This window comes from Oculatella sp. LEGE 06141 (assembly GCF_015207605.1).
Taxonomy (GTDB): domain Bacteria; phylum Cyanobacteriota; class Cyanobacteriia; order Elainellales; family Elainellaceae; genus Oculatella.
Genome location: NZ_JADEWO010000001.1, coordinates 298,839 through 313,315, shown reverse-complemented (window position 1 = coordinate 313,315; position 14,477 = coordinate 298,839). Strand labels below are relative to the sequence as shown.

Genomic DNA, 14,477 nt, shown 5'->3' with positions numbered 1-14,477 from the left:
CCAAAAGACTGAGCAGTTATACAGAAGATTACTCATAGGCTGCTGAATGTCCGGTATTTCGGGTGCGAGGGCTGTTTAGAAAGTTAGACAGCGGCAATCCCATGAGACGTACTTAGACCACTGTTGACTTGTACTTACTCAGTATGTGTTAGAGCAACGCCAATGACTACTTCATCATCAGAAGGCCGTCCGTCAAAGCACTCTCAGCAGCAGGCACTCGCCAAACCGCAAGTGACCACAGTTGTATTGCTCAGCATCATTGCGCTTTCAGGTGCTATTGCTGCGGCCTGGTTTGCCGGACAGGGAACCATCAGCCGTATCTTTGCCCAGCTCAATGCTTTGCAGACCAGCCCTCCTCTCTGGCTAGAAGTGCCAATGGTGGCTGGTCAATATCTGTTAGTTCCAACCGTAGCCCTGTTTGTGCTGGTGCTGGTGGTGATGAGGGTGTCTCCTCAGCCACGAACCTGGTCGCGAGCCATCGTTGTCACTATTTTGTTGATGTTAACGGTGCGGTATCTGTTGTGGCGATCGCTTTCTACTCTAAACCTGGACACTCCGTTGAACGGGGTGTTTAGTCTGGGGCTATTTTTCCTGGAACTGTTGATGCTGGTGAGTGGCACCATTCAACTGTTGCTGATGCTGCGTGTGCGCGATCGGCGGCGTGAGGCCGACTGGTTAGAAATGGATGTGCGTGAAGGTCGGTATATGCCGACAGTAGACATACTAATTCCCACCTACAACGAGCCAGCATTTATCTTACGGCGCACGGTGATTGGCTGTCAGGCGTTGGAGTATCCCAACCGCACGATTTATCTATTGGATGATACGCGCCGACCCGAAATTCAAGCGTTGGCCGAAGAGTTGGGATGCGAGTACATGACTCGTCCTGATAATCGGCACGCCAAAGCCGGAAATTTGAATCACGCGATCGCCCGGACAACGGGAGAATTTCTCGTTGTGTTTGATGCCGACTTTGTGCCTACTAAAAACTTTCTGCACCGCACGCTTGGCTTTTTCCAGGATGCCAAAATTGCCCTGGTGCAAACTCCGCAAACGTTTTACAATCCTGACCCGATCGCTCGTAACCTGGGGCTAGAAAACGTCCTGACTCCTGAAGAAGAAGTGTTCTACCGCCAAATTCAGCCAATTCGCGATGGAGCCGGAAGCGTGATCTGTTCTGGCACATCGTTTGTGCTGCGCCGTCGTGCTCTGGAAGAGGCTGGCGGTTTTGTGACCGATTCGCTCAGTGAAGATTATTTCACAGGGATTCGGTTGTCGGCTAAGGGCTACAACCTGATCTATCTCGATGAAAAGCTGAGTGCTGGGTTAGCTGCCGAAAATATTGCAGCCCACGCTATTCAACGAATTCGCTGGGCACAGGGGACGCTGCAAGCCTTTTTCATTCATTCCAATCCATTAACGATTCCTGGGCTGAGGCCGTTGCAGCGGTTAGCACACCTGGAAGGGTTGCTGCACTGGTTTACCAGTATCTCGCGGGTTGGGTTTTTGATGATGCCGTTGACCTATTCTTTTCTACAGGTGATTCCCTTACGCGCCACGGCAAATGAGCTGCTCTACTTCTTTTTCCCCTATTATTTGGTGCAACTCTCGGTGTTTGCCTGGCTAAATTACCGTTCTCGCTCGGCTCTGCTCTCGGATATCTACTCACTGGTGTTGTGTTTTCCGCTGGCGCTAACGGTGATTCAATCGATGCTCAATCCGTTTTCCAAGGGGTTTAAAGTAACGCCCAAGGGCACAGCCAGCGATCGCTACTCCTTCAATTGGTCACTGGCGACCCCGTTGTTGGTGATGTTTGTGGCAACGGCGGTGAGTTTGTGGATCAATTTAGGGGTCTGCATGATCAAGGGGGCATGGCAGGCGACGGTTCCCCCAGAAGTGGCGATGCAGGTCAAGGGCATTGGCCTGGGGTGGATTTGGAGTGGCTATAACCTGGTGATGTTGGGGATTGCGCTGCTCATTTTGCTAGATGCGCCCCGCCCGAACCTCTATGACTGGTTTGATTTACGCCGAACGGTGCGGTTGCAAGTGCCTCAGTCGTCTACAACACCTCATCCTCAGCTATTTTGGGGCGTGACCACGATGCTGTCGGAAGTGGGTGCTGAAGTGGCATTAACCCAGTCTGGTTTTCCAGGGTTGGTAGGGGATGAAACGATTCCTGTGCAGCTCGATATTTTAGAGGAAGGGTTGGTGTTGCAGGGGCAAGCAACGGCGAGTGGGATAAAGGATGAGTTTCCAACGGTTCGGATCTCGTTTGAGCAGGTGAGTTTGCAGCAGCAGCGGCAACTGGTGGCGATCCTATTCTGCCGACCGGGGCAGTGGAAGAGCCATCATACGCCTAGTGAACTGCAATCGTTTATGCTGCTGTTTCGCATTTTGCTGCGTCCTCGCGTGTTGTTTGCTCGCACGGTTGATGTGAGTGCGATCGCGGTTGCTAAAACCTGATTGTCTTTGGGTGGTTTGTTGGGAGAAGGGTGGATATGCGATCTTCCACTCTTTTGCAGGATTTGGTGGGGGGGACTGGATGAGCTAAAGATCTGGGGGCTAGCCCCCAGACCCCCACTGAGGGACGAAGCGCGTCCCCCAGTCCCCCTCCGCAAGGAATGGGGGAAGAGGGGGACAAGTCGCTTCGCATTGCAGGGGGCATTGGGGCACTTCGGATGGGATTCTCGCCCCTTAAGATTCTTAATCTCTGGTTCTGTTTTCTATCGGGCTGCGAACACAAAGCTCAAACTGAGCAACACACCGCTCCAGAAGTGGAGATTGACGGCCAAAAACTTGCAGTTGCTCACTCGTTCTGGTTGGTTGTGATACATCTGCACGTGACGGCAAAGTTTATAGGCAGACGGCAAACTGGCAAAAATGAACAGGGTGGAGAGGGGGAAGATATGAAGTACCACAAACAGCAGGGTTAAGGCAAAAATCCCCCCGGTGGCCCAGGGCAGTAGTTGAGCGCTGCGACGGGTGCCAAGACGAACAATGGGCGATCGCTTCCCGGCAGCCAGGTCATCTTCAACCTGATGGAAATGGGAACAAAATAAAATGAGACTGGTGCTGATGCCCAGGAGCAGTGAGGCTGTGAGGCTAACGGCTGACCAGGATTGAGTTTGGCTGTAGTACGCTGCTGAAACGGCCAGGGGGCCAAAGCTTAAGAAGCATAGAATTTCTCCCAGGCCACGATACCCCCAGCGAAAAGGTGGCCCCTGGTAGATGTAGCCCAAGGCGCAACACAGCAGAATTAGCCCTAACACGGTGATATCCCGCTGCCATAGGGCGATCGCCAGGATACCTAAAATGCCTGAACCTAAACACACATTGCTGAGCCAAAAAATTAGCCGTTTGTTACCGGTTAAGTTCACAAGAGAATGGTGTTTGTTCAGATCAATTCCTGTTTCTGAATCGAACACATCGTTACTCAAATTCTCCCAGGCAAGAATGAGAATGGCGGCGATTAAAAAAATGAGAAAGGTACCAATCTGAAGCGAATTTGTTTCTGCAAAAGCAATGGCAGTTCCTAATACAATTGGCATGATGGCGACGCTATACATCGGTGGCTTAATTGCCGCCAGCCAAAGCTTAGACTTAGGGTAGGTAAGAGACTTTGTGGTCATTGCCTGGAATAGTTGAGGTTGCCAGAAGCCTAATAATTCTACGACTTTGCGGGTACTCTCAAGCTGAGTTGGGGTGGATTTAGCAATCTTTAGAAATATTTCGATTCCAGTACAGCAGTTAGCGCAATCTCAGTTACAAAAGTTCAAATTGGGTTAACAGTCACGCTCGGCTGTTTCCGGAGCCGAATTTGACCGCAGTGTGGAGCTAACCCAATGGATGATCGGCGATCGCTCGCACCATTCTGTGAGGTCTTCGGTGCCGAATCCTTTGCGTTCTGCCTACGGGGGCAACATGAGTGCCGTACTACCTTACGGTGGCAGCACAGCACACCACCAGGCAAGTGAAATAAATCCAATACAGGCCGCAGCAACGCAAACAAGCAAACACCACTGGTCGCGTGAAATCATTGCAGCATCCTTTCAAATCCTTCGGTAGAAGGAGTTCAACTTTAGTTGTAGCAATAACGATAGTTTAATCACAGCTTGGAACAGATTCAGTTCTCACCTAACAGCCTGTGACGTAAACCATTGCTGAAAATCTAGGAGAAAGCTTTGTTTCACGACCTTTTGTTGCAGCTAGCGCAAGTTCCCGTTACATCAACTGGCTTTATTGCAAACTGGCAAAAGCCAGTGATTATGACGGTGACCTGTCTGCTGGTGCTGATTATCGCCAGTCGGTCGATCGATCGTCCTCACGATGCGCCCAAGATGCCCTTGCCTCTATCATCGGTTCTCTTCAACGACGTCAGCGTTGGTGGCTTTTTAGGTGCTATGAGCTTTGGGCATGTGTTAGGCACGCTTGCGATTTTGGCTGTCGCTTCATTTACCTAAGCGCTTGAATTCGACTTAAACAGGGTGCGTTGCAGATGCAACGCACCCTGTAATTACAATGACGCTGATGCCAGAATAGGGAGAGAGGTTTCAGGCATGGCTCCATTGTCTCCGTCTCCAGAGACGCTCCAGAAACGCCTCAAAAATTAGTAATCGTATGGATTTTTGGGTTCGGGGATAGTGGTCAACGAGCTAGCCTGGATCACTAAATGGCGGCTGTCGTTGTAGCTCTCGGTAGTCATCGAGCCTTCAACCCGCAGCCAGGTATCAGAATTGGGCAACGGTTGTTCCTCGGCTAGCTTGACGGGTAAGCCAGCGGGATAAGCATCTGCGGCACAACACGTAATAATAAATCGAGAAATCATAAAATAGCCGTCGGGTAGCTCTGGCGACTGGATAACAAAGCCCTCAACCCTCGCAGGTTGCCCAGTGTAGGCATCGGGTTCAGGATAGACGTTGAGCGTTCGCACCCAATCGATTACAGATTTGTCTTCCGGGCGGGTTGAGGCACGAAAGGCTTGCGGTTGCGATCGCGTCATCGACAGGGTCTCGGTCACGCCCCGGTTGACCGCAACCTGGCTCGAAAACGGACGGGGTGTGAATTGTAGACCCACAATCGCGACGGTGAGCAAGATGGCGCTGCCTAATCCGGGTGGAAAGACCGAGAAGTGCTGCATAGACGGCAACCGCACCCCTTTGCTGCAACGGGGAACAAGTAGCTGCAACGCTTTGAACCCGCTGAGGGCGATTAAACAAACGCCAGCAGAATTGGCCAGCCACATATAGTCGGGATGCAGCAAAACGTTCATTTTGCCAGTGAACCAATATTTCAGCAGCAAAGTACCCCAGGCACCGATCGCCATTATGTCTAGCCATCGTGACCAGGCCATTCTGGTGCGCCGAGGGCGAGAAGAATCAAGGGGTTTGGATTTTACGGTCATATTGGTTCAGCCGAATAGAAGAACAGGGAGAGGGGGAAGTCATTAAACCGCTGGTTGGTTGTGAGTGTGCCTCAGTTCATGTACAAATTCACCAGCAACGTGAATAAAAAGGTCATTTGGGCAGCCAACGCAAACAGGTAAACAACGGCTCTACCTTGAAAAATCGAGAGCAACAGACCAATATTTTTGAGGTCAATCATTGGCCCAAACACCAGAAACGCCAGCAGCGAACCGCTGGTAAAAGTTGAAGCAAACGACAGCGCAAAAAACGAGTCAACGGTCGAGCAGATCGAAACCACGCAGCCCAAAATCATCATCGCCACAATCGACGAGATTGGCCCTTGCCCCAGTCCCAAAATAATGTCGCGTGGAACAGCAATTTGTACAATAGCCGCGATCGCGCTACCAATTACCAGCACGCCACCCAACTCCCGCAACTCCTGCACAATGTTATCCAGCACAAGCTGAATCCGGTACGACCACGGCTGAGTCAACGCCGGATTGGCAACCGCCGCCGCCTGCATTCCGCTGGCATCGAGACGCACCGGGTTGCCGGGTTGACCCAGCATAAATGTCCCAGATTGAAGCAGCGTCGATTCTGAAGCATGGGGTTTAGAACGTGCCGCTGCCTGGGGGGGTAGCATCGATCGCGCCACACTGGGTTGCAAGAGTGGACGCAAATCGGCCTGTGCACTAAAAACCCAACCAATCGTGGCGGCAATCAGCAGCGAAAAGCCAAGCCGCATAAACACAATTTCGGGCTGATCTCGAAAGGCAGTCCAGGTTGCCCACAGGACAATCGGATTGACGGTAGGAGCCGCTAGCAAGAAGCCGATCGCCATTGATGCCGGGGCACCCTGCACCAACAACCGCCTTGCCACCGGCACGTTGCCGCATTCGCACACTGGAAACAAAAAACCAATCAGGCTCCCTGCCAGCGCGCCGAGCAGCGGATGTCGAGGAACGGCAGCTACGAGCTTGCGTTCGTCAACAAACAGCAGCAGCAGGCTGGAAAACACGACCCCAATGAGCAAAAATGGCACCGCCTCAACCAGCAGGCTAAAAAAGAGGGTCAGGGCGTTATTCAATTGCGTCATGTCCGCTCACTCCTCGGTCGATGGGGCGATCGCCTCACGCAAGCTGCTCAGCCTAACCTGAGTGCGTGAAACTAACCGGCCCAATGTCTGCCAAGCTATTCTAACTGAATCACTCCAGCATTTTGAATCACGTTCTCAGGGGTACCAAACCCGTTCGTAGGAGTTTGGCATAACCCGGCTCTGACTCGGCTTCCACTGGAGTCGATACAAGTCGATACAATTTCAAATCTCTTCTCTCAAGAAGCGCAAAAACACTTTTTCTGACAGCATCACGTACTGCCTAATTTTGAGGATTTGATCGGTGAGATTACTATACGCTTCCTCTAACTCGGACGCAGACCAGAGCGTCTCTTCCGCCATTAAAATAGTGCGATAATCGGCAACATCTCTGCGGAAGCGATCGCAATTTTGCCGCAGATCGGTAACGAGTTGATGAAATTTTTGCGAAACCCGTGATGCTTGAGAGGCGCGATCGACCGCTTCCATTTCGTCGATCAATTCTGAAAAAGTAGTGACAACGTCCTCCAAGTCTGAAAGGCAGCTTTTCAAATCATCGAGATCTGGCCCACCGCTCGACAAATCACCCATAGAACTATTGTTCAAACTGCCGCTTTAATGCGGCTGCTTCCTAAGCAATACCGCTCTCGTCTTTCTCGCTGCTTGCCCAGCCTGAACCGCAGACCGATGCAGCTCTAACCGTTGGCGATCGAGCCAATCTGCCAGGTCATCGTTCCAGCAAAGAGGTTTAGAGGACGTTACCAGCGAATGAACGGCAGGTTTAATGTCGTTTTCCAGGTAATCCTCTAACTGTTGAATCGCATCATGCCTGTCACATCGTTCGCTGCGACTCACAAGAGGTTGTGCAACCTCGTAATGAACGTGATCCGACTGGTTATCTGATTGACTTGACATCGTTTTACAGCCTGAGGTTCCACTCATCCTGTTCTGAATCAGTGCTGAATGACATCAGCAACCGAATAGTACATCATGATCCTGCTAGAGGATGCTTCAAAGGTGCTGAGTATTCCTTAGATTGCCCTAAAATCCTCCAACTTCGGGCTTCAGCGCCAGCGTTTAGCCGAATGGTGATCATCGAACTGGCCGGAAGCCCCCGCTGGGGAATTTGTTTAAGGGGCACCCGCAGCACAGTTGCTCCTGTTCAAACAACCTCTAACAAATTAACCGATAGTTTAATCTTCCACCTTAACACTGGTAGGGACGTGGCGTACCTTGCAGCAAGCCAGCAGGGCGTTTGAAGCATGATCGTACCGAATGCTGCGCCCGTGGAAGAGACCGTTGATGCTTTTACAGCCATTTGCATTCACCACACCCCAAACCCTACACCTCACACCTATCCTGGCGAGACTGTGGCTGACTCGATTGAGAACTGCTGTAAGACAGCCTCTCAGAAACCGTTCAACAGGACAGGGGAATCTATACCAGTCGAAAGACCAATGTTCAACGTTTAGATAGAGACAAGACGTTAACAAAATCTGAGATTTTAAGATCAACCTATAATTTGATTTGCTACTAAAACTGCATTGGGTATAAGCATATGTTGGGTATAAACCAGGTTAAAACAGCCGCCCTTTTGGGGCTTTTAAGCGGCTTGATTGTATTGGTGAGCTATTATCTGGCGGGTAATGAGCAAGGACTTTATTTGGGGCTGCTGTTTGCAGCATTCACCACGCTAGGGTCTTGGTTTTATTCCGATAAAGCGGCGTTAGCGGCGTATCAAGCGCAACCCCTCGCCCGCGAACAAGCACCAGACCTGTATGACACGATCGCCAGGTTGAGCGATCGCGCTGGTATTCCCATGCCAACGGTTTTCCTAGTTCCGACCGAAACGCCAAACGCATTTGCCACCGGACGCGACCCCCAACATGCTGCCGTTGCGGTGACAGAAGGCATTCTTGAACTGCTGTCCCAGGAAGAACTGGAAGGGGTTTTGGCGCATGAGCTAACCCACGTCAAAAATCGGGACACTCTAACTCAAGCCGTCGCCGGAACGCTGGGTGGCGCGATTACGTTTGTCGGGCGCATTCTAACCTTTGGCGCATTGTATGGGCCAGTTACCCGTAACAATCGGCAGGGCGGAAATCCTTTAGGCGTGCTGTTTCTGATTGTGTTGGCTCCCCTGTCAGCCGCTCTGATCCAGATGGCGATCTCGCGCACTCGCGAGTATGCCGCAGACGCGGGTTCGGCAGAAATCACCGGAAATCCGGGCGCATTGGCCAGTGCGCTCACGAAGCTGGAAGAAATGGGACGACAGCTGCCCATGAACGGCAATCCTGCCTTTTCACCATTGCTAATTGTTAATCCGTTGTCTGGGGAAGGGTTGCAGTCGCTGTTCCGCACTCACCCACCCACTGAGGATCGGATTCGGCGGTTGTTAGAAATGGCACAACAGAAACAACAGCCTCAGCCCGCTACGGCTTAGTTCTAATCGGCTACGGCAAGCCACCCTTCGACACCCTGTAACGATGCCATTCATCGCATCAGTACGGGGTGTTGTTGCGATCGCAGCTCATTTGAATCAAAAACGCCAAATTCCGTTTGGAGGTTGCTTGGAATCTATCAACTGTGTAAGGGCGTAGCATTCGGCAAACAGCTTTGAAATAGACCCAGACGTATTGCCCGAATGCTACGCCCCTACGGGGGGTGGGCTATAAATTAGACTGTTGAACGTCCTCTAAGAGACGGATGGCTCTTCCGTCGCTTGGGGATGGAAGTAGTTGTAAATTTGCTGTGCCATCTTCGGCCCAATTCCAGGAACCTCAGCAATTTGCTTGGGGCTGGCTTCTCGCAGGTAATCGATCGAGCGGAAATGACCTAGCAGCAGTTTTTGACGATGCTGTCCTAAACCGGGAATTTCCTCCAACCGGGAACGGCGCATGCGATCGCTCCGTTGCTGTCGGTGAAAGCTAACGGCAAAGCGGTGGGCTTCATCCCGTAACCGTCGCAAGAGCTGCACTCCCGGCTGCTCCGCTTCGGTGTCTAAGGGCAGCGATTCTCCTGGTAGAAAAATCTCTTCCCGTTGCTTTGCCAGACTCACCACACGTACATCTTCCATTAAATTCATCTGGCGCAGCACTTCAACCACCGCTGAGAGCTGCCCTTTACCACCGTCAATCATCACCAAATCGGGAAAGTCTGGATTGCCTGCCCGCTGCATTTCCGGATCTTGAGCATAGCGACGGAAACGACGGCCAATCACCTCGGCCATGCTGGCAAAGTCGTCGGAATGACCCGATCGCACCGTTGGATTTTTAATTTTGTAATGGCGATAATGCTGCTTTGCGGGAATGCCGTCCACAAACACCACCTGAGAGGCCACAGCATCCGAGCCTTGAATGTGAGAAATATCGTATCCCTCAATTCGGTGGGGCAAGTCGGGTAGATCGAGCAGTTCTGCCAGGTTGAGCATGGCCTGGTGGTTGCGATCGGCAAACCGCTGGGTGCGTGCCAGTTCGTACCCTGCATTCCGCTCTACCATCTCAATTAAATCGGCTTTGCTCTGCCGTTGCGGCAACAAGATAGTGACTTTACGGCTCTTGCGCTTTGACAAAAATTCTGCCAGCATCTCGGCTTCGGGCAGGTCGTGCTGCACCAAGATTTCGGCTGGAATCTCCACATCTTCAACCGTTTGATAATGTTCTTCCAACACCCGCTGCAAAATGGCTCCCGGTGAGCCGGATTGAGCATCGGCCACAAAACCAAAGCGCCCCACCAGGCGACCCGCTCGAATTTGGAACAGTTGAATACAGGCGTGCTGATCGTCTGCCATCAGGGCGATCGCATCTCGCGACACCGTATCATCGGGCAAAGACACCTTTTGTTGCGAATGAAGCGATTGCAAACCGCGAATTTGATCGCGCAGCCGAGCCGCATACTCAAAGTTCAGTTCTTCAGCCGCTTTTTCCATTTGAGCCGCCAGAACGTCCTCCAGTTCCTGGGTTCGCCCCTGAAAGATCATCGCTACTTTTTGCATGATCTTGCGATAGTCCTCTACGGTTACTAATCCCTGGCACACCCCAACGCACCGCCCAATGTCGTAGTTTAAACAGGTGCGATCTTTAAACAACGGCTGAGGGCGCTGCCGCAGTGGAAAGATCCGCTTCACCATGTGTAGCGTGCGCCGCAACGCGCCCACATCCACGTAGGGGCCGTAATAGCGATCCTTTGTTTTGCCTAACTTGCGCTTGCGAGTAATAAAGATGCGGGGATAGTCGTCGCTCCAGGTGATGCAGAGATACGGATACTTTTTGTCGTCCTTCAGCAGCACGTTGAAATGAGGCTGGTGCTGCTTGATCAGGTTATCTTCCAGCGCCAGCGCTTCTGCTTCGGAATCCGTAACGATGAATTCAATCTCGGCAATTTGCATCACCATCAGGGCAATGCGCGGGTTGTGGTCGTGATTGTCTCGAAAATAGGAGCGAACCCGCGCCCGTAGCCGCTTCGACTTGCCGATGTAAAGAATGTTGTCGGCAGCATCGCGCATGAAATAAACCCCAGGCTCCAGCGGAATTTCCTTGAGCCGAGCCTCCAGACGATCGGGGTCTTTCACCAGAGAAATGGATTGAGGAGACGTTGTCACGGGCGATCGCGAATGATGTACGAGGTCATACAGTCCACCTTTTCAGGATACTGCCACATCAGTACATCTGACCTTTAACAATTCCCGAACGTTGGGGGTGGGGTACTAGCTAACTCAAAACATCGGCCAGCGTTTGGCGTAGCTTCAACAAACCTCGCCTTGCTCTGGCTTTGACTGTGCCCAGCGGAATGGCTAACTGCTTGGCAATTTCCGACTGGCTGAGACCCTCGTAATACGCCATTTTCAGAATCTGTTGCTGGCTGTTTGACAACTGCGCCAGCGCCGCTTGCACCTCCTGAGAGCGTTCGCCCTGCGCGACCTGCTCAAATGGAAGATTGGCTGTAACATCTTCTGAGCGGCGGGGGTGCCATTGTTCCAACCGATGTTGAGCTGCTGTCCGCGATCGCACCCGGTCGATGGCTCGCGATCGCGTCATGATCGCCAAAAAGGTTCGCAACGAACCACGGCTCGGATCATAGGAACTGCTGCGCCACAGCGTTACAAAAATATCCTGGGTCAAATCTTCTGCTTCTTGCGGGTTGCCCAATGTTTTCAGCGCTAATCCGTAAACCAATGCAGAATGGCGATCGTACAGAATACCAAGCGCACCAGTCCGCCCAGCTTTGAGGGATACGAATAGTTCTGCATCGGTTTGTTGCAGTAACGATCGCGGTTGGTTACCAGGTGAATCAGAATGCATGTGTTCTGAAGAATAGGTGTTGTTAACCCGGCAATCTTGAGCTGGCATTCCCCGATTGAACCCTTAAACCCATTTCGATCGCTTCTCGGCACTGAACACTGCCAGGTTAATTTCCGGTTACTGAGAAGAGGATGCTACGACCAACACGGTAGACCCTGTAGAACGGTCAACAAACGTCTGAACTTGGAATTCGCCAGTTTTGCAGAAGCATCCCAGCAAATATAACCCACAGACTGAAGTCCAGAGCCACAGGAACGAGCCTGCTGCTGCCAAAACACGCTGCACCTCTGAGCAGGTCAGTTAACCCAGTAGAAAAGAGGGCAACTGTTCAGACAAGGTCTCTAGCCAAACACACCCTGGCTTTGGCACCCCAATTTTGATGGCTGTGGCATCGGGTCATACTGTTTTGGCTACTTTGTCTACGGCTGATTTACGGTATGAACCACCTGCATTTGCCTGCACCACCGAAAGCCTCACTCTTCGAGCCTCTATTCCTAATTCAACTCGATTGCTCGTATTCCGCAACGACTGCAAGAATTGTCGGGATAGATACGTTAGATCGAGAGCAGCGATCGCCCTATACAGTACGTTTAGAGGTGATGTCTGCTGCAACATGACAGGGTGGCAGCGTACCAACTTCTCTTTTGTTGAATAAAGCAACGGTGCCAGCGTTGCCGCAGTCTGCGCCCCGATCGCGCCTCCGGCTCACAGGAATGATACGTTTAACCTAATCAACCTTTAACCTAATCAACCCTCAAGTCGAAGCCATTGACCCTTTCTCCTGACATCAGCAACATCGCCACCAGCCGCTGGCATGGCACCTTACAACTGGAATTTGCCCACTCGCAGGACAAGACGCAGCTCAGCCGCAGCTATGCCCAAGCCCCTTTGAAAGTGCAGCGTCCCTTTTATCCGGAAGGTGAAGGCGTTTGTCATACCGTTATGCTGCACACGGCGGGCGGAATTGTGGGCGGCGATCGCCTCTCTGTTGATATTCAGCTTCATCCCCAGGCTCAAGCCCTGATCACAACGGCTGCTGCCGCCAAGGTCTACCGCAGTAATGGTGCAGAAGCCACCCAATCCACAGCGATTCACGTCGCTTCAGGTGCCTGTTTGGAATGGTTGCCGCAAGAGGCGATCGTGTTTGATGGGGCACGCTATCGGCAAGAGCTGCGGGTCGATTTAGCAGCGGATGCGCTGTGGCTGGGGTGGGATGTGGCTCGGTTGGGGCGAAGTGCCAGAGGCGAACAGTTTTTAACCGGGGAGTGGCGATCGCGCATCGAAGTGTGGCAGCACAACGCTCCGTTGTGGATTGATGCCCAGTGGTTGCAAGGAGGCAGCGAGATGTTAACGAGTCCACACGGGTTAGCAGGATATCCGGTGATTGGCAGTTTTGCCATTGTGGGGCGATCGCCCTCTCAAGACATGGTCGAAAAAGCCAGACAGCTCTGGACAGACGGCAACTATCACGGGGAAGCGGGCGTGACTCGGTTGATGGCAGGGCTGCTGTGCCGTTATCGCGGCAGTTCAACGGCAGAAGTGCGTCGTTGGTTTACCCAGGTATGGAATTTAGCGCGGCTAGACCTCTTGCAGCGTCCGGCCTGTTCTCCCAGGGTTTGGCAGCGATGAATCTTGTTAGGTAGAAGGCTGTCCCACCGTTTTGAGGACATCCAGAAACGCAAAAACAGAGCGGGGCAAGAGCGCCTCGGCCAGGATGGCAACGCCAATCACTCGCTCCAGCGGTACGGGTAACGGTCTAATTTGCACTTCGGGTGGAATCGGCTTGGCGGCCAGTCGCGCCATGACGGTGGCTCCTAATCCCTGTTTCACCATGCTGATAATGGTAGAGTCTTCTCGCACTTCATAATCGACCTTGAGCGTGCAGCCAAACTGCAAACAGTGGTCACGAACGGCTTTGTTATGTTGGGAGGTGCGGCGGTTCACAATCATGGGATAGGTGGCTAGTTGCTCCCAGGTTAAGGGAGGAGCCGTGTGATGAGCGTCGGGCGGTAGCAGAACCACAAAATCGTCGCGAATTAACTCCCAGGTTTGAAAATCAGCCGTGGTGGGCAGCGAGGTAAAGCCCACTTCGGCCTGTCCCTCGCGCAGGGCTTGTTCCACTTCCACGTAGCGATCGAACTCTGAAAGGGCAACGCTAATCATCGGAAACTTAGCGCGAAACTGAGAAATCACCTCTGGCAACAGGTGGGTGGCTATACTGCGAACCGAGGCCACCCGCACCTGCCCCCCTTGCAGCCCTTTGGCTAAATTGGCTTTGTGCTGAATCGAGTCCAACAACTGCAACACTCGCCGCGCGTCTTCAATGATTTCTTCCCCTTCGGAGGTCAGCACGGCACCGTGCCGCCCCCTGGCTAATAGCACCACGCCAAGCTCGTCTTCCAGGGTGGCGATCGCATGGCTCACGGTAGATTGCGATAACCCCAGATGAAGCGCCGCCAGGCTGAAGTTGCCAAAGTCAACCACGGTGACAAATGCCTGAAGCTGCGAGACTTTTAACTTATAGCCGCTGATGTCATTCATGGAGGCAACCCTTGTGTTACCTACACCAATACAGAATTACTGACGGAATATCTATCGATTTTATCGATAGGACACCATCTAGCCCCTGCTTTGATTTCCCACTCTCGCTCTACTAGGGTGAAGACATTACTTCGGTGTCGG

General features: G+C 52.4%; 13 protein-coding genes. 4 read left to right on the top strand and 9 right to left on the bottom strand.

All coding sequences use genetic code 11. The features are described from left to right. Positions 1-162 precede the first annotated feature (162 nt). Positions 163-2,463 (top strand): glycosyltransferase, encoded by a 2,301-nt coding sequence (locus tag IQ268_RS01445; protein ID WP_193874764.1) that lies wholly within the window; start codon positions 163-165, stop codon positions 2,461-2,463. 260 nt (positions 2,464-2,723) lie between these two features. Here the strand turns inward: IQ268_RS01445 and menA are convergent, their stop codons facing one another. Continuing rightward, a complete protein-coding gene (menA, locus tag IQ268_RS01440) occupies positions 2,724-3,629 on the bottom strand; it encodes a 2-carboxy-1,4-naphthoquinone phytyltransferase (RefSeq protein ID WP_193874762.1) in 906 nt (301 codons plus the stop codon). Positions 3,630-4,181: 552 nt separating this feature from the next. Between menA and IQ268_RS01435 the strand changes: the two genes are divergently transcribed. Then, a complete protein-coding gene (locus IQ268_RS01435) occupies positions 4,182-4,460 on the top strand; it encodes a photosystem I reaction center subunit PsaK (protein ID WP_193874760.1) in 279 nt (92 codons plus the stop codon). A gap of 146 nt (positions 4,461-4,606) precedes the next feature. Here the strand turns inward: IQ268_RS01435 and IQ268_RS01430 are convergent, their stop codons facing one another. The 4 genes from IQ268_RS01430 to IQ268_RS01415 all read right to left on the bottom strand — a co-directional run bounded on the left by IQ268_RS01430 (position 4,607) and on the right by IQ268_RS01415 (position 7,410). Continuing rightward, positions 4,607-5,401 (bottom strand): TIGR03943 family protein, encoded by a 795-nt coding sequence (locus tag IQ268_RS01430; RefSeq protein ID WP_228034977.1) that lies wholly within the window; start codon positions 5,399-5,401, stop codon positions 4,607-4,609. A gap of 71 nt (positions 5,402-5,472) precedes the next feature. Further along, complete coding sequence (locus IQ268_RS01425; RefSeq protein ID WP_193874758.1) at positions 5,473-6,498, bottom strand: permease; 1,026 nt, start codon at positions 6,496-6,498, stop codon at positions 5,473-5,475. A gap of 222 nt (positions 6,499-6,720) precedes the next feature. Continuing rightward, complete coding sequence (locus tag IQ268_RS01420; RefSeq protein ID WP_193874755.1) at positions 6,721-7,086, bottom strand: hypothetical protein; 366 nt, start codon at positions 7,084-7,086, stop codon at positions 6,721-6,723. A 24-nt stretch (positions 7,087-7,110) separates the two neighbouring features. Next, positions 7,111-7,410 carry a hypothetical protein gene (locus IQ268_RS01415; protein WP_193874753.1) on the bottom strand — a complete coding sequence of 100 codons (300 nt, stop codon included), beginning with the start codon at positions 7,408-7,410 and terminating at the stop codon, positions 7,111-7,113. A gap of 643 nt (positions 7,411-8,053) precedes the next feature. Here IQ268_RS01415 and IQ268_RS01410 point away from each other — a divergent pair. Then, positions 8,054-8,938 carry a M48 family metalloprotease gene (locus IQ268_RS01410; protein WP_193874751.1) on the top strand — a complete coding sequence of 295 codons (885 nt, stop codon included), beginning with the start codon at positions 8,054-8,056 and terminating at the stop codon, positions 8,936-8,938. A 252-nt stretch (positions 8,939-9,190) separates the two neighbouring features. On the opposite strand, the gene uvrC is transcribed toward IQ268_RS01410, so the two are convergent. From uvrC to IQ268_RS01395, 3 genes are all read right to left on the bottom strand, one after another. Next, on the bottom strand, positions 9,191-11,095 hold the full coding sequence (uvrC, locus tag IQ268_RS01405; RefSeq protein WP_193874749.1) for an excinuclease ABC subunit UvrC: 1,905 nt from the start codon (positions 11,093-11,095) through the stop codon (positions 9,191-9,193). Positions 11,096-11,204: 109 nt separating this feature from the next. Beyond that, a complete protein-coding gene (locus IQ268_RS01400; protein ID WP_193874747.1) occupies positions 11,205-11,795 on the bottom strand; it encodes a sigma-70 family RNA polymerase sigma factor in 591 nt (196 codons plus the stop codon). A gap of 396 nt (positions 11,796-12,191) precedes the next feature. After that, positions 12,192-12,410, bottom strand: coding sequence for a hypothetical protein (locus IQ268_RS01395; RefSeq protein WP_193874745.1), 219 nt, complete (start codon positions 12,408-12,410; stop codon positions 12,192-12,194). A gap of 153 nt (positions 12,411-12,563) precedes the next feature. Here IQ268_RS01395 and IQ268_RS01390 point away from each other — a divergent pair, with 153 nt between their 5' ends. Beyond that, positions 12,564-13,424 (top strand): urease accessory protein UreD, encoded by an 861-nt coding sequence (locus tag IQ268_RS01390; protein WP_228034976.1) that lies wholly within the window; start codon positions 12,564-12,566, stop codon positions 13,422-13,424. A 6-nt stretch (positions 13,425-13,430) separates the two neighbouring features. Here IQ268_RS01390 and IQ268_RS01385 read toward each other — a convergent pair whose 3' ends face one another. Then, positions 13,431-14,336, bottom strand: a complete 906-nt coding sequence (locus IQ268_RS01385) for a LysR family transcriptional regulator (protein ID WP_193874743.1) — start codon at positions 14,334-14,336, stop codon at positions 13,431-13,433. Between the last annotated feature and the right edge of the window lie 141 nt (positions 14,337-14,477).

Bases quoted from the DNA above. Each gene is read 5' to 3' on its own strand.
- IQ268_RS01445 (WP_193874764.1), top strand. From the start codon at position 163: ATGACTACTTCATCATCAGAAGGCCGTCCGTCAAAGCACTCTCAGCAG.
- menA (WP_193874762.1), bottom strand. From the start codon at position 3,629: ATGACCACAAAGTCTCTTACCTACCCTAAGTCTAAGCTTTGGCTGGCG.
- IQ268_RS01430 (WP_228034977.1), bottom strand. From the start codon at position 5,401: ATGACCGTAAAATCCAAACCCCTTGATTCTTCTCGCCCTCGGCGCACC.
- IQ268_RS01425 (WP_193874758.1), bottom strand. From the start codon at position 6,498: ATGACGCAATTGAATAACGCCCTGACCCTCTTTTTTAGCCTGCTGGTT.
- IQ268_RS01420 (WP_193874755.1), bottom strand. From the start codon at position 7,086: ATGGGTGATTTGTCGAGCGGTGGGCCAGATCTCGATGATTTGAAAAGC.
- IQ268_RS01415 (WP_193874753.1), bottom strand. From the start codon at position 7,410: ATGTCAAGTCAATCAGATAACCAGTCGGATCACGTTCATTACGAGGTT.
- IQ268_RS01410 (WP_193874751.1), top strand. From the start codon at position 8,054: ATGTTGGGTATAAACCAGGTTAAAACAGCCGCCCTTTTGGGGCTTTTA.
- IQ268_RS01400 (WP_193874747.1), bottom strand. From the start codon at position 11,795: ATGCATTCTGATTCACCTGGTAACCAACCGCGATCGTTACTGCAACAA.
- IQ268_RS01395 (WP_193874745.1), bottom strand. From the start codon at position 12,410: ATGTTGCAGCAGACATCACCTCTAAACGTACTGTATAGGGCGATCGCT.
- IQ268_RS01385 (WP_193874743.1), bottom strand. From the start codon at position 14,336: ATGAATGACATCAGCGGCTATAAGTTAAAAGTCTCGCAGCTTCAGGCA.